Source organism: Bifidobacterium callitrichidarum, from assembly GCF_003129905.1.
GTDB lineage: Bacteria > Actinomycetota > Actinomycetes > Actinomycetales > Bifidobacteriaceae > Bifidobacterium > Bifidobacterium callitrichidarum.
The window spans coordinates 19,043-43,076 of record NZ_QFFM01000007.1 but is presented as its reverse complement, the minus strand read 5'-3'; the positions used below and the strand labels follow the sequence as shown (position 1 = coordinate 43,076).

The 24,034-nt window shown below is 59.3% G+C and carries 20 protein-coding genes; 14 read left to right on the top strand and 6 right to left on the bottom strand.

Features of this window, described 5'->3' with window-relative positions; genetic code table 11:
* Positions 1–64 precede the first annotated feature (64 nt).
* Positions 65–2,965 (bottom strand): UvrD-helicase domain-containing protein, encoded by a 2,901-nt coding sequence (locus DF196_RS04380; protein ID WP_109056672.1) that lies wholly within the window; start codon positions 2,963–2,965, stop codon positions 65–67.
* Positions 2,966–3,173: 208 nt separating this feature from the next.
* Complete coding sequence (locus DF196_RS04375) at positions 3,174–4,118, bottom strand: hypothetical protein (RefSeq protein ID WP_109056671.1); 945 nt, start codon at positions 4,116–4,118, stop codon at positions 3,174–3,176.
* A 473-nt stretch (positions 4,119–4,591) separates the two neighbouring features.
* On the opposite strand from DF196_RS04375, the gene DF196_RS04370 reads away from it, so the two are divergent.
* Entirely contained in the window at positions 4,592–4,780 is a 189-nt protein-coding gene (locus DF196_RS04370) for a hypothetical protein (RefSeq protein ID WP_109056670.1), read from the top strand.
* 108 nt (positions 4,781–4,888) lie between these two features.
* Here DF196_RS04370 and DF196_RS04365 read toward each other — a convergent pair whose 3' ends face one another.
* A complete protein-coding gene (locus DF196_RS04365; RefSeq protein ID WP_109056669.1) occupies positions 4,889–6,889 on the bottom strand; it encodes a tyrosine-type recombinase/integrase in 2,001 nt (666 codons plus the stop codon).
* A 268-nt stretch (positions 6,890–7,157) separates the two neighbouring features.
* Here DF196_RS04365 and DF196_RS04360 point away from each other — a divergent pair, with 268 nt between their 5' ends.
* The 4 genes from DF196_RS04360 to DF196_RS14040 all read left to right on the top strand — a co-directional run bounded on the left by DF196_RS04360 (position 7,158) and on the right by DF196_RS14040 (position 9,650).
* Complete coding sequence (locus DF196_RS04360; protein WP_109056668.1) at positions 7,158–7,958, top strand: HAD family hydrolase; 801 nt, start codon at positions 7,158–7,160, stop codon at positions 7,956–7,958.
* A 175-nt stretch (positions 7,959–8,133) separates the two neighbouring features.
* On the top strand, positions 8,134–8,400 hold the full coding sequence (locus tag DF196_RS04355) for a DUF4160 domain-containing protein (protein ID WP_109056667.1): 267 nt from the start codon (positions 8,134–8,136) through the stop codon (positions 8,398–8,400).
* Positions 8,401–8,415: 15 nt separating this feature from the next.
* Positions 8,416–8,727, top strand: coding sequence for a DUF2442 domain-containing protein (locus DF196_RS04350; protein ID WP_109056666.1), 312 nt, complete (start codon positions 8,416–8,418; stop codon positions 8,725–8,727).
* A gap of 290 nt (positions 8,728–9,017) precedes the next feature.
* Positions 9,018–9,650 carry a sugar O-acetyltransferase gene (locus DF196_RS14040; protein WP_206603779.1) on the top strand — a complete coding sequence of 211 codons (633 nt, stop codon included), beginning with the start codon at positions 9,018–9,020 and terminating at the stop codon, positions 9,648–9,650.
* Positions 9,651–9,692: 42 nt separating this feature from the next.
* On the opposite strand, the gene DF196_RS04340 is transcribed toward DF196_RS14040, so the two are convergent.
* Positions 9,693–11,213 (bottom strand): MFS transporter, encoded by a 1,521-nt coding sequence (locus DF196_RS04340; protein WP_109056665.1) that lies wholly within the window; start codon positions 11,211–11,213, stop codon positions 9,693–9,695.
* A gap of 144 nt (positions 11,214–11,357) precedes the next feature.
* On the opposite strand from DF196_RS04340, the gene DF196_RS04335 reads away from it, so the two are divergent.
* The 5 genes from DF196_RS04335 to DF196_RS04315 all read left to right on the top strand — a co-directional run bounded on the left by DF196_RS04335 (position 11,358) and on the right by DF196_RS04315 (position 15,560).
* The gene (locus DF196_RS04335) at positions 11,358–11,984 is read left to right on the top strand and encodes a helix-turn-helix domain-containing protein (RefSeq protein ID WP_109056664.1); all 627 of its coding nucleotides are present in this window, start codon (positions 11,358–11,360) and stop codon (positions 11,982–11,984) included.
* 139 nt (positions 11,985–12,123) lie between these two features.
* Positions 12,124–13,857 (top strand): PASTA domain-containing protein, encoded by a 1,734-nt coding sequence (locus DF196_RS04330; RefSeq protein ID WP_241519581.1) that lies wholly within the window; start codon positions 12,124–12,126, stop codon positions 13,855–13,857.
* A gap of 120 nt (positions 13,858–13,977) precedes the next feature.
* The gene (locus DF196_RS04325) at positions 13,978–14,616 is read left to right on the top strand and encodes a hypothetical protein (protein ID WP_109056662.1); all 639 of its coding nucleotides are present in this window, start codon (positions 13,978–13,980) and stop codon (positions 14,614–14,616) included.
* On the top strand, positions 14,613–15,122 hold the full coding sequence (locus tag DF196_RS04320; protein ID WP_158276262.1) for a hypothetical protein: 510 nt from the start codon (positions 14,613–14,615) through the stop codon (positions 15,120–15,122). Before DF196_RS04325 ends, DF196_RS04320 begins: the two co-directional genes overlap by 4 nt.
* An 87-nt stretch (positions 15,123–15,209) precedes the next feature.
* Positions 15,210–15,560, top strand: a complete 351-nt coding sequence (locus DF196_RS04315) for a hypothetical protein (protein ID WP_109056660.1) — start codon at positions 15,210–15,212, stop codon at positions 15,558–15,560.
* Positions 15,561–15,571: 11 nt separating this feature from the next.
* Here the strand turns inward: DF196_RS04315 and DF196_RS04310 are convergent, their stop codons facing one another.
* Complete coding sequence (locus DF196_RS04310; RefSeq protein WP_109056659.1) at positions 15,572–16,234, bottom strand: DUF3592 domain-containing protein; 663 nt, start codon at positions 16,232–16,234, stop codon at positions 15,572–15,574.
* A gap of 152 nt (positions 16,235–16,386) precedes the next feature.
* Here DF196_RS04310 and dtd point away from each other — a divergent pair, with 152 nt between their 5' ends.
* A complete protein-coding gene (gene dtd / locus DF196_RS04305; RefSeq protein WP_109056658.1) occupies positions 16,387–16,872 on the top strand; it encodes a D-aminoacyl-tRNA deacylase in 486 nt (161 codons plus the stop codon).
* A gap of 263 nt (positions 16,873–17,135) precedes the next feature.
* Here the strand turns inward: dtd and DF196_RS04300 are convergent, their stop codons facing one another.
* Positions 17,136–18,746 carry a 3'-5' exonuclease family protein gene (locus DF196_RS04300; RefSeq protein ID WP_109056657.1) on the bottom strand — a complete coding sequence of 537 codons (1,611 nt, stop codon included), beginning with the start codon at positions 18,744–18,746 and terminating at the stop codon, positions 17,136–17,138.
* Between the two features lie 301 nt (positions 18,747–19,047).
* On the opposite strand from DF196_RS04300, the gene DF196_RS04295 reads away from it, so the two are divergent.
* The 3 genes from DF196_RS04295 to DF196_RS04285 all read left to right on the top strand — a co-directional run bounded on the left by DF196_RS04295 (position 19,048) and on the right by DF196_RS04285 (position 23,956).
* The gene (locus tag DF196_RS04295) at positions 19,048–19,878 is read left to right on the top strand and encodes a histidine phosphatase family protein (protein WP_109056656.1); all 831 of its coding nucleotides are present in this window, start codon (positions 19,048–19,050) and stop codon (positions 19,876–19,878) included.
* A 329-nt stretch (positions 19,879–20,207) separates the two neighbouring features.
* The gene (locus DF196_RS04290) at positions 20,208–21,497 is read left to right on the top strand and encodes a uracil-xanthine permease family protein (RefSeq protein ID WP_109056655.1); all 1,290 of its coding nucleotides are present in this window, start codon (positions 20,208–20,210) and stop codon (positions 21,495–21,497) included.
* A gap of 356 nt (positions 21,498–21,853) precedes the next feature.
* Positions 21,854–23,956 carry a DEAD/DEAH box helicase gene (locus tag DF196_RS04285; RefSeq protein ID WP_421728444.1) on the top strand — a complete coding sequence of 701 codons (2,103 nt, stop codon included), beginning with the start codon at positions 21,854–21,856 and terminating at the stop codon, positions 23,954–23,956.
* Positions 23,957–24,034 lie beyond the last annotated feature (78 nt).

Below are 24,034 nucleotides of genomic sequence, written 5' to 3'. Positions count from 1 at the left end.
GCACGTAGTGGTGGGGCCGCCGAACTGATTGTTCGGGGGCCCCACCACTACGTGCCAGTTGAGATTATGACCGAAAATCGGCTTCGCCGTCATCCGCGTTAACGGTTTCGTATTGAACATATTGGCGGAGGTCGGTCAGCCAATTGAATGTGACGGACTGCTCCAGCGTCCAGTCCACGTTACCGGTTCGCGCACGTTGCAAGTAACGATCGCAGAGCCGTCGCTCATCAGCATCTTGAAGCACTTGAGCGATGATGCCGGTGCGAGAGATGAGACGCGCGCCTGATGTGGCGTCTATTTGTGGCAGGATTTGGTCGAGCTCGTCCTTGCTGGTTTTTACGAAAAGTTCATCCGGCTTGAAGGCATATTTGCAGGTTTCTTGTATAGCGGATTTCAGCAGTTCGGGATGCCTGTTAAGTTTCCTTTTTTGTTCCGACGTCATATTTTTTCCCTTGATGCTGATAGCTTCGATATCAATTACCGCTCCGTTGGCCCAAGCCTGCTTTTCAGCTTCCCGAGCGGCATCATAGGCGACTGTACCCGGCTCGCATTGTTCAACTTGAGCCTGGGCTTGCTCAATGGTTTGTTCCACATCGGTGCGGCGCATGCTCAGAAACCGTTTCCAACGGCCAGTCTGGAAATCATCGTGTGCTATCCCTTTTGCCCGGTCCTGCCTGATGACGGAGTTCACGGCTTTCTGGACGGCGCTGGTCCACTCCAACTTCCACCACAGACGGTCTTTGTATAAGTGATTGGCCTCTACGATGTCACCTTTGTAGTCGTGTCCATTCTTAATGTCGTTGCTATGAAGCTGGTCATGGTAATAGGTTCCCAACGTCGCGAAAATCATGTGGGCGTGTACGTGCCATTCGCCGCCCGCCCGAATGTCGGTTATCTTCTGGCGAAGTTCATTTAGTTGTGTGTCGGTCAAGTCGTGCATAGATTCGTGTTGCTGTAGCTGGTATTCCAGTTCGTGCAGTCCTGCGTTGATGTACCGATTGGTCGCTTCGTCGCTGCGCGTGGTGCCGACGATGCCTTGCGTGAACACTCGTTCGCGTTCGCTCATAATACGGCCGGTATTCGTGTGAGTGAGCTTACGGACGGCGAGATTGAGCACGCGGATACCGAGCGCAAGGTCATCGAAGTTGGGCATAGTCGCCGTGAAGAAGGCAGGTGTCGCAAACCGCATCCTGGCAATACGCTCATACAGTTCATCAGGCAGTAAATCCTGGTAGCATTTGGGGTTAAACAAACAATCGAGTGCCGCGCCAACGCGCAGTTGGTTGCGCACGGCCCGTCTTCCCATACAAATATTGCAGGTCTTCTGGTTGCAGAACCATGCGTGCGCCAACAGGCTGCGTCGAACACTTCCGTCGGTCATGGTCTCGAACGTTAGCTTATCCGCGCAATCCGTCAGCTTCGCTGCCACCTTTACGTTGCCTAGGCGTTGGTAGCTCGCGACGACACGACTCTGCTGCTTTTTCTGGATGGCGATGTTCTGTGCGGTCCTGTTGTCCTCGATGACATCTTCCAACAGGTGACGACTACTGATGTCGCGGTGGAGCTTGCCGAGAATCGTCTCTGAATCGGATGACTCTTGCAAGGCGCAGTCTTCAAGTGTGAGATATGGGCCGTAGACTGTGGAAGTGCGGCCGCCGGGGAGAATCGTTTGGTCGGGATAGGAGATGATGAGCCCCAGTCTCGCTCGTGTCATTCCCACATATAGCAACATGTCCGCTTCATCGCTGCGATCGCCCCATACGGCTCGACTCACGCCCACCAGAACGACGATGTTTGCCTCATCACCTTTGTATGAATGGATGGTGCGGAAGGCATCCTCGTTTATTGGCATGCCGCGTTCTGCAAGCGTTCGTTTCAGTTCTCGGAACTGGCTGCGACGCCACGCAAGGAACTTGATGTTGCTCGCCGCAGTATGCCCATCGGACAACAGGCCTTCAATAATGTCGGCGATTTTTTCTGCTTCGTCCTGTTCATTGTTCGCTCGTATCAGCTGTGGTACCATGCCGGTCGTGGCATTACTGGAGGCCTTGATGTGGTCCCCGAAGATGCGATTTGCGACATTGACTATTTTCGGTGCGCATCGGTGATTGATAGGAAGCTCTAATGTCTGGTCGAAGTTTGTGCCGTCACGAAACCAGTCGGGCGTCGCACCTTGAAAGGTCATGATGCCTTGCCGCCAATCACCGGCGATGATGGTCTGCATCGTCGTGGCGGTGATGCTTTCTACCAGTTGTATTTGCGTAGGATTAAGGTCCTGGGCTTCATCCACGCCTAGTATCTCAAACTGGAGGCCAGATTTTGGGTAGTGCTGCGCGGCGAGTAACTCGATGGTCGGCCATTCGGCGCTGTAAATATCCTTGCATTGTTTGGTATATTCCTTCAGGATGGCTTTGAGGTATTCGGATTCGGGCTGTTCGTCAGGATGCATGGCATAATACGTCGTGTCATGCATCATTTGTTTCAGCGTGATGCGTTCGTGCGGCTGTTCTTCCATGCAGGTTTTTCGGATATCGGTGAGGATTGCTCTCTTGTCAGCGTCGGTGATAGCGTTGATATGTATGCCAGCAGCTTTTAGTATCCGCAGAGCGAGTGAATCGAGTGTGCTCACGCTGGCGCCGTACACGCCATTGCGTGTGAGTGCACCATCGATGACGCGCGTCGCCTTGCGAGTGAACGTGATAACGGCGATGTGTTTCGCGTCGTGAAGCGTGGCTGCGGCCGCGATTGCGTTGGCGAGTGTCCGGGTCTTACCGGCTCCGGCCGACGCGACGATGCGCAATAGATGGTCTGTGTTCCTCGCTGCCAGCAGCTGCCAGCGGGACATTTCCAGTTCGCCGTCATGGATTCGCTTTTGCAAAACGCTATTACGATGCGCGCGTTCAAGTTGACGCTCATCTTTGGCGAGTGTGAGCCGTTGCGCGGTAGATATTGCTGTTGAGGACATTACGAAACACCTCCATGTTTCAGTTCCGCGGGAGGGAAGCCCGTGTTATCGTCAGTTGCTCTTACGTCGGCCGATGCCATTATGGTGGCGGCCGACGTTTGGTTTTAAGGGAATATAGAGAGTCCTGTTCCGGCTGCTATTGCCGCGGCACGTACAAAGTGATGCATGCCATGCCGGATGATACCGTCGGAATGTGTTTGCACATCCGTCATACTCTGGTCGTCAAATCGACGCCGCCCCACAACGGTCCACCGTTGGAATCGGCCATCACAACATGTGCCAGCTGTTCGGTGCCGGTCGCCGCGATACCACGACGAATCGCATGAGCGATAGCCTCGTTGGTCGCAATCCAAACGACCAGTGCGTAAGCGTCGCGGCTCTGCCGAGTGGAGTATCCGGCCATCGTGGCGATGTAATCGTTCACGGGTTTGCGCGTCAGCTCGACCTCGATGGCGATGGATTGATGGAATGGTCGGGCAAGAACCAAGTCGGGTCGATGGTCGGTCAGTGAGATAACAGCGCTGTCTGATTCGGCATACACGTTACTGACCATGCGTTGCTCGCGCATGCTCCATGCCTCGCCGTGTGCCATGACAATCCACGGCCACGATTGATATGGATTCCCTCCAGCCCATGCCCTGTATGCGACATCATCACGTTGCGTATCCATCAGATGCAACATCTGCGCCACGGCCTGGTCTCGTTTACCAGACTGGCGTAGCCGGCTTTCGGCCATGCGCAGGTCTGCTTCACAAACCAGACCTGCTTCATAATCCTCCATCTGCACGCGAATGTTTTCCCATTCATCGACGGGCAAACGCAGCACGTTATCGCCATGTGCCAGTTGTGATGCGATGCTCGATACTGCCAGCGCGTGTGCCGAAGCATCTGTAGCTCTCAACGGCGGTGTTTCCAATCCCAACAACGGAATCAGTTTGGGCGTCGGCGTGAACACGACGTGCGCACTCGGGCCGGTGATGACGCGCACATAACCGCGTTCCGCATAGGCGCGAAGACGACGGCTGACCCTATAGCGACTTGACAACGCAAGTCCGGAAAACCGGACGGCACTCAGAATGCTAAGGCAACGGAACCTCACCAATGCTTCCAATGTCCTCCGATCGCCTTTGGTTGGGCGCAAGGTGCTGGTCATTTCGGTGTCCTTCCCCTAAGTACGGATGATGGTATGAAGTCGTCAGATACGATGTATGACGACTTGCCAGTCAATATCGCAGAACGCGCATTAGATACCGCGTTCGATGAGGCCGGAAACCGCCTGACGTCGATAACGCCGGTGGAACGGGATTATCGCCATAACCACGTCGGTGAGCAAATCACGCATAACCGCCGTCAGAAAGACAATAAGAACGGCAGAAAAGCAGGTAGTACACTTCCGGCGTCGGGGCATGGTCATTTCATTGGAGAGCCGTCGTGGTCTGAGATATATGGGCCAGCTCTTTGTCGCCGCATACGCTTAGAGCACGCTGGACCGGGAGAACGACCCCGCCGAAATGCCGGTAGGCGATGCGGCAGTAATGAAGCGCGGCGGCGGGGCAAAAGCGCGAGCGACTTTTTCTTTTTTTCGACGATATGTCCTTGACAACATTTCTCCGGAAAGGAGCAGCCATGCCAAGCGTCAAAGACCCCGCGATAATCCATATCGTCAGCCCCGAAGAAGCCGAGTTCTGCGTCAATCCCAACAAGTGCATATTGGCACATCATCGGATGAGCGAACTCAATGAAGCGCAAATCATCTCCGTTTATGCATCGGCCGGTATCGACATCACGAAACCACATCCGCTGAGAAAAAAATAATGCGAGACGTATACCTTAAGCACAACTTGTTCGCGTTTTCTTGGATAAATATGCGTGCACGTTGTGCTTAAGGTTCAATGGCGACTGGGAATGTATGGTTACTGTTTGTCAGTACTCAAATCCAGTTGGAGGTATGGCTTCCTTGACCATATGCGCATAACGATCAAGAGTAAACGAAGCGTTCTTATGCCCGAGCTCCGCCGCTACCTGTGGAATGGGCACGCCTGCTTGTATGCGGCTGGATGCCGCGAAATGACGTAACCCATGATAGGTCCAGCCTTTTCTGTTGTGTATTGAGTTTTTACGGTGAAGCGGGTATTCACCAGTGTTGGCGGATACGTAATCAAAAATCGGATTGAGACTTCTTTCAACAAAGTTAGCTTCGGTCATGTATCCGCAGGTACCAGGCACTATGGCGGTGTTGTTCGTCCATCCAGGTATGGGGCGTATGGCCGGCAGACCGTCCTTGGTCATACGTGGATTGGAACGTGCCGGGAATAGGAGCATTTCACGGAACTCGTCTATACGCTTATTCGGCGGTATGTCGGCGAGGGCTGGCGAGTTCCACAGTTCGCGGAAACGTTCGAGAAGCATCCATCCTATAGGCACATACCCCTTGGTCCACAGCAGGCCGGCTTCTTCGTCAGTGCATGTCCAGAATGACACGTTGTTCTGTGACTCCGGCTGCTGCTTGAAACGTGCGACGATGTTGCCAATTGCCTCGCGCTGGCTGACGTGCGTTCGATTTGCTATGTATTCCCAATTAGGAAGGAAATACGGCAAGTGCGCTACACGTTCTCTGCCGATACCCATTTTCGGCGGCTGAATAAGGTACTTCGTTCCCGCCTGTGTTATCTGTTCTTCGATGCTGATCCGCCCGTTGTAATCCGCACGGCTGTCCCAGACGGGAAACGTCCCTGTCTTGCTTTGGCTCCGACGAACGGCGTAGACATCGGTGCTGGCGGGAACCGCCTTGCCCTCGATAGTAACAGTTCGAGTATCGTTATGAATGGCGAGGCTGGAAACGAACATGCGCGCTGCCTGTTCGCGGGTCAGGAAATGCCTGACACGCAGCGGTAGCATTTCCCCTACGCGGAGACCGCCGGCTGCACTCAAAGCAAACGCAAGGCCGATGAGTCGAAAGCGTTCGCCACAAGCTACCACCTCTGCTGCTTTGCGTTCATTCTGATGATGTAGGTGCCTTGGTATGCTGCGTCGGATGTCACCGGCATACACGGGAATGTGCTTCGTCTGTTTTTTCGGCATGTTTGCCGATCGTGTTTGAGCATCTTCCTCATCGACAGGGAGGCCCAAACGAATACGAGCGTCAAGCGGGGTAATGTCCATGATGCCATCGAAGGCGTCAGGTGACTCATTGAACATGCGCGTAACCTCTCGTGCGCTGCTGGTCTTTTTCCCCGTCATAGGGTCTATAAGGGTTGATTTCCCTCTACGCTGTCCGGGCATTGCATCATCCAGTGGCGTAATGCTCATGGTGCTGTACGCGGCAGTGATGATGTCGGCAATGTATTTACCACTGGGAATGTCGCGCTCGTCAACGGGCTTGGTGCGGCCCTTGTATGCTTTCCCCGTGATTATGAGTTGTGAAGAATAAAATGTTGCATCGTTTCCGGTCCACCGTTCAGCTTGTGCCATAGTTCCTTTGATAAGGCTCTTAATCTTACGCTGACGCTCGTTGTTCAACGTAGGTAACGTGATGTCGCGAATGTCCGATTGCGTGATACGTGTCACTGGTTTGCTGCCAAGCACCGGCGCAAGATGCTTCTTATACAGGGAAATCATTCCCGCTCGAGTGCCGTCTGACCAGTTGCTTCCTTTCACGGTGGACATTTCGTAGAACATCTCTTCAAACGTTGGAGGTTGGATGTTTGCCCGTGTCTGCGTGACATCGCCGAGCCCCCTGCGGGCTGCCTCGATGGCTGCGTCCTGAGTCGTGCAGTTCGTAGTCCGCATTTTCCCCGTTTTCGGATCGCGCCATCGAGGTCTCCAGTATGGTGATGCGGCGGTAGGCGCAGTCATGGAGGCACGGCCATTCAGTATCGAGATTGCCTTGCGATTCTTCCTAACAGGTTTCTTGCCGCTCGTCATGCTGCTCCTTCATTTTGACATTTTGTTGTCAAAGGTCATTGCATCAATCTTAGCAAAGTGTTGGAATAGTAGGAAAATCTACATAAAAACTAATAATCACAAAGAGTTCAAGTTTAACGTGTCCAAGTAATTGCAGTAGCGTTCGCCGTATAGCCTCGAGGGCCTTGGAATCCAAACGATTCCAAGGCCCTCGGTTATTCCTGTTATAATTGCTCTTTTTGCCGGACACGATTATGTGCATCGCTGTAATGCACGAACGGGGGCCGTTATGAGTCTTAAGTTGCCGATTCTCGTTGTTACCGATCTCGATGGCACGTTACTCAATGAGAGCCAGCAGGTCTCTTCTCGGTTACAAAACATGCTTGACCGAGCTAAAAATGCTGGTGTTCTTTTTGCCGCGGCGTCAGCGCGTCCGTTCCGCTTAGCAAAGCAGATACTAGAACCGGTATTGCCTTTATTTTCCGCTTTTCTTGTATCTAACGGCGCACAGATTGTGGATACAGCCACGTGCCATGTTATTCATTCCGAACCGCTTGATGAGAGACAGTGTGTTGACATTATTGCTATGCTGAAAAATAAATACCCACAGGCTGGATTCGGGTGGGAGTACAGGGAAGGATTCGGTTGCGATCAAGCATTTTGGGATCTGCACGCGCAGGGAGGAATACTGCGTGATCCGAATCCTCAACGCATGTCGTCAATTCCAAATGCTCCTGTTCTTGAGCTTGTCATGGCAACACCTGACTACAAAGCGGATCAGTATATTGACGGTTGCCGTGAGCTAATTGGTAGGGACTTTACGGTTACCGATTCCAGTGGCGGTGTTATGGAAATCTCAAATGCCAATGCGAACAAGGCGCATGCTTCACAAATCTGGGCAAAAAGCTTGGACGCTGATTTGAGGAATGTTATCGCTTTTGGTGATGGGCTCAACGATGTTCCACTGCTGCGCGCGGCAGGGATGGGCGTCGCTATGACAAACGCTGATGATCGGATCAAAGCTGCCGCTGATACTGTTGCTCCGTCCAACCAGCAAGATGGGGTAGGGGTTTCCTTACCAACTTATTAAGGGATGAGGGTCTTTTCTAACAATGCTGGAGCACAACGAAACCTGTTGCTGACTTGAACCCTATTGCGTGATCATGACCATGCACAGGTCGATTACCAGCGATGACGCTCTTGCTACGGGAATATACTCAAGACAGAGCTTTAACTCATATGAGATATCGGATGGGAGGTGTGGCATGCCGGAGTTGAGTCGTTTCTTCGGAATCATCATCCGCATGATGTATCAGGACGAGAGCGAACATCACAAGCCGCATGTCCATGTGTACTACGGCGACTTCAAGGCATCCATCGGCATCGACGGCGAGCTGCTGGCCGGCTCACTGCCCGCCAAGCAGTACAAGCTGGTGGCCGCATGGCTGGTGCTGCATGAGGATGAGCTGTACAAGGCATGGAACGAGGCCGTGTCCGGACGTCCGTTCGACCGTATCAAGCCGCTTTCGTGAGGAAGGGAGCCCGTCATGTTCGAGGTAAACGGCATCCTGTATGCGGATGAACCCGCCCGGGAGTTGGAAGTCCGGTCGGCTCGTGTCACGGATGATCATGTCATGCTGGTGACGTTCTCCACGGGCGAGACGCGCCTGTGCGATTTCACCGAAATGTACGACGACGTTCCCGCCTTCGCCCCGCTGCGGGATAAGAAGACGTTCGAGGACTTCCATATCGATCACGGGATTCTGACTTGGTGTGACGGTGACATCGACATCTCTCCCACGTATCTGTACGAACACTCATACGAGTACGCCGCTTATGGCGAACTGGTTTCGGCGTGATGCCGTATAGCGACATGGCTTGAGTTCAAGTTCAACGTCAGCAAGTGATTGCTGAGTAGTGTCAAGGGTCTTGGAATTCCAGTGATTCCAAGACCCTCGTTTTCCGTTGGTGCGGGCTTCCCGTCATAGGCCGTACGTCGGCCGGAGTCTGACGGGGGAGACGCATCCTGTCCTGCATCGTATGCGGTTCATGGCGTGTCACAGACGGCGGGAATTCCGACCTGAACGGATCGTCGCCGATAGTATGGTTTGTGTTGGCTCACAGGCCATAGTCAATGGAGAAGAACGGTATGACTGATATGAACGAGCTGGACAAGTGCATGGCGGGGGAAATCTACGATTGCCACGATCCGATTTTTCTCGAATACAAAAACACCGCACGTCGGCTGCTCGCCGAATACAACCGTCTGCCGTACGACGCGAAGACGCGCAAACGGGAGATCCTCGAATCATTGTTCGGGTCAGTCGGTGAGAACGTGTCCGTCGGACTGCCGTTCATCTGCGACTACGGGCGCAACATCCGCATTGGCGAGAACGTGTCCGTCAACATGAACTGCACGTTCGTCGACTGCAACACGATCGACATCGGATCGGACACGCTCATCGCTTCGAACGTACAGCTGTACACGGCAACGCATCCGGTCGAGCTCGCTGACCGTCTCGTCGACGGCTGGAAGCCGGGCGACGCGCACTACCGGTGGAACACGTACGCCAAGCCGATTCGTATCGGGCGTGGCTGCTGGCTGGGAGGAGGCGTCATCGTGCTGCCCGGCGTGACCATCGGCGATGGCACGGTGATCGGAGCCGGTTCGGTCGTCACGCGCGACATTCCCGCGAACGTGGTCGCCGTCGGCAATCCTTGCCGTGTGCTTCGTCCGATCAACGGCTCCGATCGGGCCAATTCGTCCTGGGCCATAGCCTGACAAAACGACGGGTGGGTGGCTGGTCGCATTGTGGCGGCATCCTCATCGTGACGTCTTACGGGATATGAGTGCGACAATTCCGAGAGTGATGACGATGATTGTGGCTGCCGCGGCGAAGCTGCCGATCATCGCGGATTCGTAGGCGCGGGAAGCAGTTTGCCGTATCATGTCGCCTGCCGGGCCTGCGAATCCGGCCGCCTGCTGGAAGTCCAATGTCACGGAACCGGCGGATTGCAAGTGCAGTCCGCCGGGCTGCACGAGATTGCGGAATTCCGCCATATACAGTCCGCTCTGTATGCTGCCGAAGATTCCCACACCGATGATGGATCCGAATTGACGGAACACGGTCAGCAGACTGGAACCGGCGCCGGACTGCTCGATCGGCACCCGGCCCATGGCCCAGGTCAGCATCGCCGGCTGGCCGGCACCCAGTCCAAGGCCGGCCATAAGCTGCCCGATCATCACCGTCGATTGCTCCATCATTCCGCTGGGCCACCACATGGCGGCGCCGATCGTCAGCATGCCTGCGGCCAGACATCCCAAGGCCAGCAGGCTCGTGCCGCGCGAACCGATTCGGGAGACGATCCAGTCGTTCATCCGCGCTCCCACGATGGATGCGATGACCAGCGGCATCAGCAGCATTCCTCCCACCAGTGCGCCGTGGCGTAGCACCGTCTCCAAATAGGCCGGCATGATGAAGATGATGCCGTACATCGAGAAGTTCAGCATCATCAACGCCGGTGCGCAGGCGGCGAACGACGGGTCCTTCATGAGCCTGAGTTCCATCAGCGGATTGCGGGACACGCGATCATGCAACACGAATCCCGCTATCAGCACGGCGCCGACCGCCATCGGAATCCAGGCGCTCGCGGCCAGAACACCATGCTGGGCATTGACCAGACCGGCCGAGAACAAGGTGAATCCGGCAAACATCATCGCCACCGACATCCACGGCACCTGCAACGACCGGGATCTGCGCGATGCGCTCGCCGGCGGAACGTTCATCCGGATGAGCACGATCACGGCGAGGAACACCACGCCGTCGAAACCGAAGATGCCACGCCATCCCAACGTCGCCGTGAGCGTTCCTCCGACGAGCGGGCCGAACGGCACGCCCAAGGTGCCGGCTATCGCCCATGCGGTCATGGCGTGGGACAGCTCGGAGCCGCGGAACAGGATGCCGAGCAGCGCCTGCCCCATCGGGATGACCACGCCGGCACCGGCGCCCATAATCGACCGCGACACGAGCAGCATCGGCACGTTTCCTGCCATAAGGCCGATTGCGGATGCGACGACGAACATGCCCAATCCGACGATCATGGTCTTCAGGTGGCCGAGCCTGTCGCCCAGGAATCCGGCCAACAGCACCACGGCCGCGAACACGAGATTGTAACTGGAGACGACCCACTGTTGCTCCGCCATGCCCGCTCCGAACGATTCGGCGATATTCGGCAGAGCCACGTTGAATGCGGTGGTGTTGATCATCATCACCAGCTCGGCCGCGCATAAGCAGATCAGGGAGCGGTTCAGATTCGGATTCTTTCCTCTCGTATCATCCATCATCCGATTCCTTTAAGATACTGACAAGTTTCTTATAAGCCGCACATGATTATAGATATCCATAAATAAGAAACGCCATGGTATCTTGTAAAAGGCGGTGTGAAACAATTATCGGCACAACAGCCATGCCAGTATGGAGATGAACCCATGGAAGCGAACACCGAACCGAAGCGGACACGTCGTCGGGGCAAGGCCTTGGAGATGGCTATTCTGGAGGCCGCGTGGGAACAGTTGTATGCATGTAGTGCCGAAGAGTTCACCTTCGACAACGTGGCCGCCAGGGCGCATACCAGCAAGCCGGTGCTGTACCGCCGATGGCCGAACCGTACGGAACTGTTCGTCGCCGCCGTGAGGCAGCATCGCGGCCGCGCCGCCATCGAACGCCCGCGCACCGGCACGCTCAGAGGCGACGTCATCTCCATTCTTCTGCAACTCAATCGCAAACAGTCCGACGCGGTGATGGTGCTGGCCAAATTCGGCGTCTACGCCAACTGGCTGGGTGTCAGCGCACACGAACTGTATGAACGCACGATGATGAGCGACCAGCCCAGCATCATGATGGCCATCGAAAACGCACGGGCACGCGGCGACATCACCTGCGAACTGCCCGAGTCGCTGCTGCGCATGCCGGGGGAGCTCGGACGCGCGATCATCCTGCGCGACATGCGGCCCCTGTCCGAAGTGGACATCGTCGCCACGGTCGACGAGCTGTTCCTTCCGCTCGTGGACCACTACGAACACCAATCGAGAGCGGCACTACGCGAGTCACACTGATGTGATTACTGATGCGCTTACCGGTGTGACTGGATAGTCTGGCGCTTTGGTGCTTGAATTGGATTGAAGAGGGAAGAGACCCGGCAGAGACGCGGGGGAGAGGGGAAGCGCGATGATCTGTCCGAATTGTCATGCTCAGATGCCGCAGGGTTGCCGGTTCTGCACGGAATGCGGTACGCCGTTGACGCCAATCCCCAATCCGGTGCCCGGGCCGGTACCGTTGCCGGACAATACGGCGACAGTGGTGCAGGCCAAGCCCGGTCCGAACAAGCTCATCGTCGCGTTGTCGGCATTGCTGGTGGTGCTGATCGTGGCGGCGGTTTCGCTGTTTGCCACTTACCGGCTTGAGATGTGGGGTGGCAAGACACTGCCCAGCACCGAGACGATTGCCAAACAAGTGGCGGCAAGGACCGGCACGTCGGTCGCCAAGGTGCAGGCCAAGGACGTCACCGAGGCGTTGAAGATCAAGGGACTCAACGCCGAGACCGTGCCGGTATTCTCCGGTGAGGAACGCGGCACGTTCCTGGGCTACGACGGCATGAGCCAGGGCCAGCGCGTGGAGGCCGGCACCACGGTCAAGGTACAGGAGTCGGCGGGCCCCGGCGTGCCGAAGGACACGATCGGCAAACAGGCAACGGACGTGGTGAATACATTCGCGGGCATGAACGTGCCGGTGCATTACAAGAAGGTGCCGGTCAAGGATCCGTCCAAGACCCCGGAGGGTTCGGTGGCGGTCACCTATCCAGCCGCGGGCCAGGGCCTGCCGGACGAGAACAAGGACGACGGCATCTACATCGGCGTGGCCTCAAAAGGCGACGGCATTCCCGTGGACATCATGGGCATGAATCGGAACGAGGCCGTGGATTTACTGGAATCGCAGGGATATACAGTCGATCTGGAACCGCACTATTCTTCCAAGCAGTACGTGGGCAAGATCTCCGGCTCCTACCCGGGACCCGGTTCCACACCCGACAAAGACGATGCGGTGACGCTCTACTACGGTGTGGATCAGTCCAGCAATGAGACCCTGCTGACCAAAACGGGAGGCGGCGTCCGGTATGCCAGCATGGACTCCGTCCCGATGATCGGCATGTACTGCAAGAGCACGGTGACGGACACCTCGAAGGACTGCATCACCCTTGAACAGACGAGTGGCCCATGGGACACCGGTTCGGACAACACGTTCCTGCACATCAAGGGCCATGACCTTTCCACTCCGATGGATGCGTTGGGACTGACCAATTTCTCCCAGGATGTCAGCGGTGCCATGGTCGAGCCGGCGGACAATGTGCCCGAGAACGAGCTGCCGATGAGGAACCATCTGCTCCTCAAGGACTGGGGCATGTTCGAATTGTATTCGGGCATGGGACTGCCCAACTGCGGGGATGAGGTGTTTGGTGCCGGTTCGGTTGGTGAATACTGCATCGACGGCAAGTACTACAACGCCATCGAGAACGGGGATGGCAGCCTGGATCCGCCGGGCGGTTCCGACAACTACAAAGGGCCGACGGGCTCCGTCTACAGAATGAAGGACTTCCTGGTCTACTTCCCGGTCGGCTCCGACCTGTCCGCGTTGGAGGATTCCGGCTACTTCGATGCCGATTCGCTGGCCAAGGCCAAGAAGCAGAAGGCCGTGGATACGAGCCGCCCGTTCATCCTGCTGCGGGACACAAGCCAATATGACAAGACCGAGGTCTCAGCCGACGACTACACGACGCCCGACCCGTTTGTACCGACCAATACCCGATGGAACGGCTACAAAAGCGATCTGATCAAGATGAAGCCCGCGCCAAGCGACGCGACCGTCTATTACCTAGTCGAACAGGACGGCGACCTCGACTGGAGTTCCCTGCCCGACGCCGACGTCAAATGAGTCGTCCAATGCCGTCCGCGCGCCGCGCCATACAGGTTTCCTGTATCGCGCATTGCGGCAGCGCCATGGATGCCGAATAATCAAGGCATCGGCGCATATGACGCAGGAAGGCGGGGAATCATGGGAAGCGCATCGCATAACCCGGGCATCGGCTCAGGCGGACTCGCACGCATGACCACACGCATCCTGACCATCGTCATTGCGGTCGCGGCGCTGCTGGCACTGATCCCACTGGGCCGCATGTTGCAGGTGCGCGCGGCATATGCCGATGCCGCCATCTCGTCGTCCGACCGTTGGACCAATCATTGCGGCATCGACACCACGGCGGATGCGGCGTTCGCCGTCGACCGGACGCGCACCGTCATGGTCAACGGCGAGGCGAACCCGCTGCTGTGCACGTTCCGCGACCCGTCCGCGGCATTGGAACAGCTGAACCGCACCGCGGACCTGTCCGCCAGCAGGCATCACTGCGTCGTGCCACTGACCCCGTTGACCTGGCAATGCTATGCAGCCTGGTCCAAAGGCGTCGGCGCGCAGGACGACCCGCAGATCGCCGCGTTCTTCGACATCTACGAGAACGGCGCCGATAACGACCGCATCATCACCGAACTGGCAGCCATGCAACGACGTTCCACGGATGGCCGGCTTACCGACGACCAACTGAGTGAACTCGCCATGCTGTTCCCCGATTACGCGCCGATCAACCGGTACGTGCGCACCTACGCGGACGATACGGCGGCGTCCGCGACGATCCGATGACGGCGAGTCCGTCCATGCCGCATCGAAACCGAACGCCATGCGCCGTCACGTTGGCGGTCATCGTCATCGCGCTGGCCGCCATTGCCGGCGGGTTGTGGCTTCACCGGTACGCCGACCGTCCCGCCGATACGTCGCATATCGACTACTCGTTCTCCGCATCCGGCAAGTTCACCGACGCGCAGCTCAAGGCGGCCGGGCACAAGACCGCCGAAGTGTTCTCGGGATTCACCGGTTGCACCATCGAGCGGATCTCCTACGACGAACACCGTGCCGACGGACTGCTCGACCTCGAGGACCAGGCCAAAGCCGCATCGCCGTCCTACACCTCGGCCATCTACGACGCCTACAAACGGTACGGCCGGGACCGCATCTTCATCGCCACCGTCGACTTCACGTGCGACGGCAGCGACGCATCGCTGAGTGCCGGCGAACAATCGATGACCGACTATCTCTATCTCGACGATGACGGCAAAACCTGGGTCGAAATCGACCACGGCAACGGCTGACGCAACCATTCATGAACGCGGTATGCGGATGCGGTGGGCATGTATGGTCGGGTGTGATCCGTGACGGTGGGTGTAGAAATCCTGCGAATGGCGGGTGATGTATTCTCGATTCCGATGGTCCGGGGCGGTATCGTCGCGGGTGTGGATCTGAATAATATCGATTTGTCGAACCTGGATTTGTCCGCATTGGATCGAGTAGCGCTATGGTACGGCGGTCTGCCGTCCTCCGTGCAGACGGCGCTCACCCTCGTCGTGGGCGCGGTCGTGGCGTACGCGGCGTTTAAGATTGTGGCCAAGATCGTCAAGGGCATCATCACCTCGGTCATCGTGGCGATCCTGGCGTTCCTGCTGACCACCGTACCCGGCAACATGATCCTGTCGCACGCCTACGATCGCGTGGAACAGCAGGTCACCGCCAGCCTCTCCCAATCGCACTGAACGCCTTTATTTCAGTACGGTAGCTGATCTGGTTCCTTGCCGCTGGGTGTGAAAGACGGACCTGCATCCTTCCGGGAAGGCTTGGACAAGGGCTCTGGGCCGATTGGTTTTCCCGCAGGCGGAGTTCCGGATGCTTTACGGCGGCCGGGATTATTGGCTTTATGAATCATCAGCGCCACGGGCAATACGGCGGTGAATCCCAGGCACATCATCACTAAGAGGGACCACAGCACGAAAGCGGCATTATCACCCTTCACGATATAACGGCTCGGATCGGCCGGGTCGTACAATACCGTGACGGCCTGGCCGACCTTGTATCGCGGCGGAGACGATGCTACCGAGGCCTTCTGCTCATACGCCTGTCCATTGACGCTGTACCGGAACACCGGCGTCCATGTATCCGAGGAATCGTCATCGGACTCATCGGCGGGATTCAACACGAGCTGCGTTACGATGCCGTCCGTCAGCTCGGTGCAGTCTCTTTGGAGCTGCACCTCATGGATCAGGGATGGCAAGGCGATCGTCACCAGCATGATCGCGCCGACCAGGCTGAAGAGCCCACAGATGAGAGCCCATGACCATTCCTTCTTGGAGCCGGCCGTGCTGTTGCCGGAAGCATCGCGATGATTGACGGTGTTGGTTGGTGCGGATGTGCCGCTCTGCTCCGATGCCATGATTCCTGCTCTCTGTGAGCGCCTGTGATTACTGCAAACGAGGCGACGATGACGTTGCGAAAACCACCTGATTCAAGCGTATCAGTCGCTTCCGGTGCGCTCGCCGGGAATCGGGTATGTCTTGCTTCTCTGGAGATGGCATAATCGGGCGTATGCGAATTGTGATTCAGCGTGTGTCCCACGCCAGCGTGGACGTCGTCAATGATCTGGGAACCCTTGACCCCACGTTCGAGCCGCAGCAGATCGGTCCCGGCTACATGATCCTGGTCGGCGTCTCGGATGCCGACGGTGATGCCGAGATCGCCTGGCTTGCGCACAAGGTGCTCAATCTGCGCGTCTTTGAGGACGAACAGGGCAAGATGAACCGCTCGATCCAGGATATCGGCGGCGAGATTCTTTCCATCTCCCAATTCACGCTGTACGCCGACGTGCACAAGGGCAACCGTCCCAGCTTCATCAAGGCCGGCAAGCCCGAACACGCGGACATCACGTGGATCAAGTTCAACGAGGCGCTGCGGTCCGGGGGAGTGCCGGTCAGGGAGGGCCGTTTCGGCGCCCACATGCGGGTCGGCCTGGTCAACGACGGGCCGGTGACCATCATCGTCGACACCGAAACGGATATGCCGCACAAGGGCTAGCAAAAGGCTCTGCTAAAACCGGGATTGGCGTGAATCCGATGAGATTACCCCTCAGTCGGCTTCGCCGCCGGCTCGTCCTGCAATCAACGACGAACTCCGTTCGCAGCCCATCGGCTCGGCTGTCGCCTCGCACATTGCCTACAAACGGTCCTGCCGTTTGCTTCACGGCAATGTCCTGACAAGGGGAGCCGAGAGTAAGGGGGCATATCGATCTTGGCTGATTTGCTGGCGGCCCCCATTGGACAGGGAATCCTGCAAAAAGGTCAGTCGTAGATCGGCGTACGACGCTCGCGTGGATAGTGACGGCGATGGTTGATGATGCGCTTGCCGCCCACACCGGCCTTGCCGCCCGGACCCCACGGTCCGCGCGCCTCGGCCTTGAGCTGCGTCAGGTGATGCTTCATGGCCAGCAGCATGATATGCGTGTCCTCCAGGCCAAGGTGACGTTCCGCATCATCTTCGCGCAGCGCGCCCTGGCGCTTCGCATAGGCATCGAGTGTGTTGTCGCCGTCCGGATGACCCTCGCAGGGAATCGACCCCTCATCCCACAGACGGCTCATCGGCAGCGTATCGATGATGGTCACATGGCCGTTGCGGTACGCCTCCGCGTAGCCGGCCACATTGAGCATGAAGAAGCTGTGCTCGAACGTGGCCATATGCGCCACGAACGGCTGCGAGGTCAGGCGCTTGAGCAGATCGGCCTGCGCGGCCGGATCCTCATCGAACAGCGGGTACTCATCGCCCGTGCGTTGGCTGATATCGATGCCGGTCAGCTGGATGATGAACGCATTGCCGTGCCGGGCCGCCTCGGGCGTCACGCCGAACGAGAAACGATGCTGGTCGTAGGCATCGCCGCCCTGGTAATAGTCCTTGTCGTAGCTGTAGCCGCTCGGCGCGTCCGCCGGACGGGGCGACTTCATGTTCATGTATTCGAAGCCCACGTCGATGATGTACGCACGGTACGGTTCGGTGCCGTTGGTCTCCAGATCGATGCCCATGACGTTGTCCACGTCGCGGCCGGGCAGGAACACCTCGCGCCAATACTCCTTCGGAGCCGCGGCCATGTGCTCGGCCGTATGCTCGGCGGCCGCGTGACGGAACTGCGCGTACCGGGGCTCGGCAACGGCGGTCTCGTCCGTGGCCACCTGCTCCACGCCCGGCACCGCGGGATTGTCGTCGTTGATGACCGGCTGCCCCTCGATGAGATAATCCGGGCTGCCGGCGTCCGAACTGGAATCGGCCGGCGCGGACTCGTCGGGACCGGCCTCCACGGAGCCGTACTTCACCTCGTCGGCGTTGATGAGCGCCATCTGACGGTGGTGACGGGCCTCCTCGCGGGCCGCACGGTCGGCCTTACGCTGCTCGGCGCGCGCGTTGACGATCTCGGCGGTACGGTCCTGGATGTCGTCCACGACCACGCCGTCACGCGCGGCGGTCAGCACCGGCACGGTGACACGCTGCCGATCCTCGTCCGCAACGGTCCACAGCCCTTCGGCCACGCCACGGTCGCGCAGCAGCGCGATCTGGTCGTTGAGACGACGGTCCGCGTACGCCAGCGCGCGCGGCAGTTCGTAGGTCTTGATGTGACGGTCGAAATCACGCATGAACACCATGCTCATCTTGGCGATGATCGCCTCAAGCCTGTCGCGGATCTCCAGATCCGCCTTCAACAGGTCGTGCACGCTCGAATCGGCGCCCGGCTCCAAATCCGCGGGGCCCGCCACGCCGATGCCATGTTCGAGATCGAGCGCACGCACCCAATCCCAATCGATATCGTTGTTATCCGCATCCTTCAACATGATGTACGACCACTGGCCGATGCTCTCCTTGGCGGAGGTCAGCCACGAACGGTCGATATTTGAGTTATTCCCCATGACTCCCCATCGTAGTGCGTTCCGGTTTCGCCTTCGGCAAGCCGAACGGTCCGGAGGCCGAGCCAAGGCTGAACGGCCGGTGAATTCTTCGGTTCGGCTACGGGCGGAAGCATGCGACGCCCGCGCGTTTCGGATAGGGTGGAGGTCATTGGCTTCCGGCGGATTCGCACGCGGGCAGACCTGCCGACGGCAATCGGCGACGTACGGAACAGGTCCGCGCCCGCACGGCGCGTGGCCTTGCGAATCCGTCGCCGTGGCATTGGAAATTATCGTAATTGTTATAGAGAAACGAGGAACCACCATGAGCATGCCGCTCGATTTGTATGTGATCCGGCATGGCGAGTCCGAGGCGAACGTGATCGTCCAGGCGGGCGAGCAGGGCGACGAATCCCTGTACACGCAGGACAACGTGACCGTGCCCGACCGCTCCTGGCGACTCACCGCCACCGGCCGCAAGCAGGCCGACTGCATCGGCCGCTGGATCGTGAGCCAGCAGCAGCTGTTCGACCGGTACATGGTCTCGCCCTACGTGCGCACGCGCGAGACGGCCGCCACCATGGCCCTGCCCAAGGCCAAATGGGAGGAGAACCGCGTGATCCGCGAACGCTCCTGGGGCGAGATCAACACCATCACCAAGGCCGAATTCAAGAACAACTACGCCCGCAACTGGATGTTCAAGAACACGGACCCGCTCTACTGGCGTCCGCCGGCGGGCGAGTCGATCGCGGACGTGGCCGAGGACCGCGTGCACAACGTGCTGACCTCCCTGAGCCGCAAGTCCGACGCCGAATCCGTGGTGATGGTCACGCACGGCGACTTCATGCTGGCCCTCATGCTGACCATCGAGGACCTTTCCGACGAGGAGTTCCTGCACCGCGCCGACTCGGACGACTGGAAGATCACCAACTGCACCTGCCTGCATTACACGCGCCGCGACCCGGAGACCGGCCGCACCTCCAAGCGCGTGCGCTGGGAGCAGACCGCCCGTCCCGTGCTGGACGAGGAGACCGGTCGCTGGGAGGTCAAGGTGGAGCCGTGGCGCGAATTCAAGCGCCCGTACCTGTCCAACGGCGACCTGGTGGACGTAGTGCGCACCGTGGACCCGCACCTGCTGGAGTACTACGGCAAGTAGCGGGCGGTCGGACGGCGTCCCGCGTCCGCATCCGGTAACGGAATGGGACGATGAGGACGAGTCTGCCTTGGCGGGGACTGTATGTTCGCGTTCCAACGATGAGGCCGCGAACATACAGTCCGTTATGACGCTCCTAAAGACTGTATGTTCGCGCGAGGTTCGTAGGCGCGCGAACATACAGTCTTTTTCTTATCTGCCGCACCGGCACGCAGCCGACTCGTCGACTCGTCGGGATGAAATGTGCAGGAGCCGTGAACAGGCTAGAATGGCGGACAGCGTGCGGCCGGCGGTATGGCCGCGCCCCCAAGCCAAGAGCGAGGAGAGAAGTAATGTCCAACATATTCCAATGGCAGTTGCACGGCGACGGCAAGACGCTGCACCCGGGCGAGGTGGTCGAGCCCGACGAGCGACTGACCTGGGTGCGCACGGCGGGTATCGGCGCCCAGCACGTGATCGCCATGTTCGGCGCCACCTTCCTGGTGCCGATCCTCACGGGCTTCGACCCGTCCACCACGCTGTTCTTCACGGCCATGTCCACCGCGCTGTTCCTGCTCATCAACAGGAACGTGCTGCCGAGCTACCTCGGCTCGTCCTTCGGCTTCATCGCGCCGATCACCGCCGTCACCACGGCGAACAAGGGCATCGCCGTGGCCAGCTTCGGCATCATGATCACCGGTATTCTGCTGGCCCTCGTGGGCGTGCTCGTGCATTACGCGGGCGCCAAGTGGATCGACATCATCATGCCGCCGGTCGTCAACGGCGCCATCGTGGCCATCATCGGCTTCAACCTGGCCCCCTCCGTGTGGACCAACTTCCAGGCCGCGCCGGACACCGCCGTGGTGACCCTGCTGGCCGTGCTGCTCGTGGCCGTGCTGTTCAAGGGCCTCATCGGCCGACTCAACATCCTCATCGGCGTGCTCATCGGCTACATCTACGCCTGCATCCGCGGCCAGGTCGACTTCTCCGCCATCGCGGACGCCGGCTGGATCGGCTTCCCGAAGTTCCATCTGCCGCAGGCCGACTTCTCCATCCTGCCCATGTTCATCCCCGTGGTGCTCGTGCTCGTGGCCGAGAACGTGGGCCACGTCAAGTCCGTGGCGCAGATGACCGGCCGTGACTACGACAATCAGATCGGCACCGCCCTCATGGCCGACGGCCTGGGCACCACGCTCGCCGGTCTCGGCGGCGGTTCCGGCACCACCACCTACGGTGAGAACATCGGCGTGATGGCCGCCACCAAGGTGTACTCCACCGCCGCCTACTGGTGCGCCGCCGCGTTCGCGCTCATCCTCTCGCTGTGCCCGAAGTTCGGCGCCGTCATCAACACGATTCCCGCCGGCGTGCTCGGCGGCGTGACCACCCTGCTCTACGGCATGATCGGCATGATCGGCATCCGCATCTGGGTGGAGAACAAGGTCAACTTCGACAAGCCACTCAACATCATGGTCGCCGCCATCACGATGATCATCGCCATCGGCCAGTTCGCGTTCACCGTCTCCGGCATCTCGTTCAACGGCATCGCCATCGGCACCATCGTGATCCTGGTTGCCTACCACGGCCTCAAGGCCATCGGCAAGGCCACCGGCACCATCGAGAAGAACGATCCGGACATCCTGTAATCACTCAGTCCGTACGGGGCACATCACAATACCCCCGAGAAGTAAGCCCACGGTGTGGTTCCGGTCCGCACCGTGGGCTTTGTTTTGACTCCATAAAACCAAGATTGACATGGGCCTTCATTCTCGGCTCCCCTTGTTAGGGGAGCTGTCGGCAGAGCCGACTGAAGTGTAGTCAGACATGAATTCATATCAATCTTGGTTTAACGGAGCCTGTGTCTTTGGGGCGCGATCCCGCAAAGTAGGGGGCTTGGGCTAGGCTCGGGTGGTTTGCATTTCTTACGCGATCATTATGCGTACCTGTACCATGAAAGGCCACTGTGCCCCATAACGATGTTGATGATTCCCGCAGCCCGATGATGCCCATTACCGGCACGTATGCCGACTCGGACGCGGATACTGATGATATGAACGGCGGCGAGGACACCGCCCCCACCTTCGGCGAACTTGGCGTGCCCGGCCCGCTTGTGCGCGTGCTCGCCGCCGACGGCAAGAAGACCGCATTCCCCATCCAGTCCGACACCCTGCCCGATTCGCTCGCCGGCCGCGACGTGCTCGGCCGCGGCCGCACCGGCTCCGGCAAGACGCTCGCCTTCTCCATCCCGCTGGTCGCGCGACTCGGCTCCTATGATTCGCTCGGCGAGATCGCCATGAGCGAGTTCCGCCGCGAGATGAAGCGTCGCAAGCAGGCACGTCTCGAGGAACGCCAGTCCGACGATTTCCTGCCGCACCCGCGCGGTCTGGTGCTGGCCCCCACGCGCGAGCTCGCCAACCAGATCAACGACGTGCTCCTGCCGCTGGCCCGCATGTACGGCATGACCACCACCACCATCTACGGCGGCGTCAAATACACCCGCCAGATCCGCGACCTCAACGCCGGCGCGGACATCCTGGTGGCCTGCCCGGGCCGACTGGAGGACCTGCTGCACCAGAAGGCGCTCACGCTCTCCAGCGTCGAAGTCGTGGTGATCGACGAGGCCGACGAGATGGCGGACATGGGCTTCCTGCCGCCCGTCAAGCGACTGCTCGAACAGATCCGCCCCGACGCCCAGCACATGCTGTTCTCCGCCACACTCGACCACGGCGTGGACGAGGTGGTGAACCTCTTCCTGCACGACCCCAAGGTGCACAGCGTGGACGAGCCCAGCGCGGACTCCGATCTCATGACCCACCACGTGTTCGAGGTCACGAGGGCCGAAAAGCCGGCGATCGTGCGTGCGCTCGCCTCCGGCACCGAACAGCGCATCCTGTTCACGCGCACCAAGTTCCAGGCCAAGAAGCTGGCCAAGAGCCTGACGCAGAGCGGCATCCCCGCAGCCGAACTGCACGGCAACCTCAACCAGAACCAGCGCGACCGTAACCTGGCCGCCTTCGAATCCGGCGACGTGCATGTCCTGGTGGCCACCGACGTGGCCGCGCGCGGCATCGACGTGTCCGGCGTGGACCTCGTGGTGCAGGTCGAGCCGCCGGACGACCCGAAGTCGTTCGTGCACCGCTCCGGCCGTACCGCTCGCGCGGGCCGTACCGGCGACGTGGTGACTCTGGTGCTGCCCGAGCAGCGCCGCGATGCACGCCGCACGCTGAAATTCGCCGGCATCAAGGTCAAGCCGATGGCCGTGACGCACGATTTGCCCGAAGTGACCGAACTCGTGGGCGAGACCGCGCCTGCCGTGTACGGATGGAACCTGGACCAGTCGCAGCCCGTGGGCGGTCAGCGCCGTGGCGGGGGAGCGAAGCAGAGCCAGTCCGGTGCAGGCAAGGGCAAGCAGAAGAACAAGGTCGATGCCGCCGAGCAGGCCGAGCGTGCCCGCCGCGCCGAGCAGGAGGACAAGGCCCGCAAGAAGGAGCGCAGGCGCCGTCGTGCGGCCGAACGTGCCGAGCGTGCCGCCCAAGCGAATCTTGCGCAGGTCGAAGGCGAGTCCGTTGATTTCGACAAGAACGGCGAGTACCGTGACTCACGCCGTAACGGCCATAACGAGCACTCCGCTCGCGATGAGCGTGACGATAGGGGCGCCCGCAAGACGCAGTCGAACAGGAACCGCGCCGAACGTCGGGCGCACCTGAGCGATCCGCAGGCCGAACGCCGCGATTATCTGTTCGAACATCCCGAGGAGCGTCGCGGGGGCCGACCGGACGTGACCGGCAAGCGCAGGAAGGATCGCAGCGAAGACGAGCGTCAGCGCGACGGCCGGCGCCATGGCGAGAACCGTCGCGACATCGAGCGTGGCGAAACCGGGCGGCCGGGCAAGCGACGCAACGGCGAAGGCGGCGGCAAGCGCATCCATCGCAAGGACGAGAACCGCATCATCGTCGACGAGCGCGGCGAGGCCGCGAAGCGTCACGAGCGTCGCATGATGGCCAAGTACGGCAATACGGAAGGACCGCAGCGCCGCCATTCCAAGCACGGCAAGACGCATCGCGCGCCCTTCCGCATGGGCGGCACCCGCAACGGTCGGAGGTAGAACGGCATAGCTTTTTGGCTCTGGTACGCCAAGATTGGCGCGGCTCCGATGGAACTACCCCTCAGTCGGCTTCGCCGG

Bases quoted from the DNA above. Each gene is read 5' to 3' on its own strand.
- DF196_RS04380 (WP_109056672.1), bottom strand. From the start codon at position 2,965: ATGTCCTCAACAGCAATATCTACCGCGCAACGGCTCACACTCGCCAAA.
- DF196_RS04375 (WP_109056671.1), bottom strand. From the start codon at position 4,118: ATGACCAGCACCTTGCGCCCAACCAAAGGCGATCGGAGGACATTGGAA.
- DF196_RS04370 (WP_109056670.1), top strand. From the start codon at position 4,592: ATGCCAAGCGTCAAAGACCCCGCGATAATCCATATCGTCAGCCCCGAA.
- DF196_RS04365 (WP_109056669.1), bottom strand. From the start codon at position 6,889: ATGACGAGCGGCAAGAAACCTGTTAGGAAGAATCGCAAGGCAATCTCG.
- DF196_RS04360 (WP_109056668.1), top strand. From the start codon at position 7,158: ATGAGTCTTAAGTTGCCGATTCTCGTTGTTACCGATCTCGATGGCACG.
- DF196_RS04355 (WP_109056667.1), top strand. From the start codon at position 8,134: ATGCCGGAGTTGAGTCGTTTCTTCGGAATCATCATCCGCATGATGTAT.
- DF196_RS04350 (WP_109056666.1), top strand. From the start codon at position 8,416: ATGTTCGAGGTAAACGGCATCCTGTATGCGGATGAACCCGCCCGGGAG.
- DF196_RS14040 (WP_206603779.1), top strand. From the start codon at position 9,018: ATGACTGATATGAACGAGCTGGACAAGTGCATGGCGGGGGAAATCTAC.
- DF196_RS04340 (WP_109056665.1), bottom strand. From the start codon at position 11,213: ATGATGGATGATACGAGAGGAAAGAATCCGAATCTGAACCGCTCCCTG.
- DF196_RS04335 (WP_109056664.1), top strand. From the start codon at position 11,358: ATGGAAGCGAACACCGAACCGAAGCGGACACGTCGTCGGGGCAAGGCC.
- DF196_RS04330 (WP_241519581.1), top strand. From the start codon at position 12,124: ATGCCGCAGGGTTGCCGGTTCTGCACGGAATGCGGTACGCCGTTGACG.
- DF196_RS04325 (WP_109056662.1), top strand. From the start codon at position 13,978: ATGGGAAGCGCATCGCATAACCCGGGCATCGGCTCAGGCGGACTCGCA.
- DF196_RS04320 (WP_158276262.1), top strand. From the start codon at position 14,613: ATGACGGCGAGTCCGTCCATGCCGCATCGAAACCGAACGCCATGCGCC.
- DF196_RS04315 (WP_109056660.1), top strand. From the start codon at position 15,210: ATGGCGGGTGATGTATTCTCGATTCCGATGGTCCGGGGCGGTATCGTC.
- DF196_RS04310 (WP_109056659.1), bottom strand. From the start codon at position 16,234: ATGGCATCGGAGCAGAGCGGCACATCCGCACCAACCAACACCGTCAAT.
- dtd (WP_109056658.1), top strand. From the start codon at position 16,387: ATGCGAATTGTGATTCAGCGTGTGTCCCACGCCAGCGTGGACGTCGTC.
- DF196_RS04300 (WP_109056657.1), bottom strand. From the start codon at position 18,746: ATGGGGAATAACTCAAATATCGACCGTTCGTGGCTGACCTCCGCCAAG.
- DF196_RS04295 (WP_109056656.1), top strand. From the start codon at position 19,048: ATGAGCATGCCGCTCGATTTGTATGTGATCCGGCATGGCGAGTCCGAG.
- DF196_RS04290 (WP_109056655.1), top strand. From the start codon at position 20,208: ATGTCCAACATATTCCAATGGCAGTTGCACGGCGACGGCAAGACGCTG.
- DF196_RS04285 (WP_421728444.1), top strand. From the start codon at position 21,854: ATGCCCATTACCGGCACGTATGCCGACTCGGACGCGGATACTGATGAT.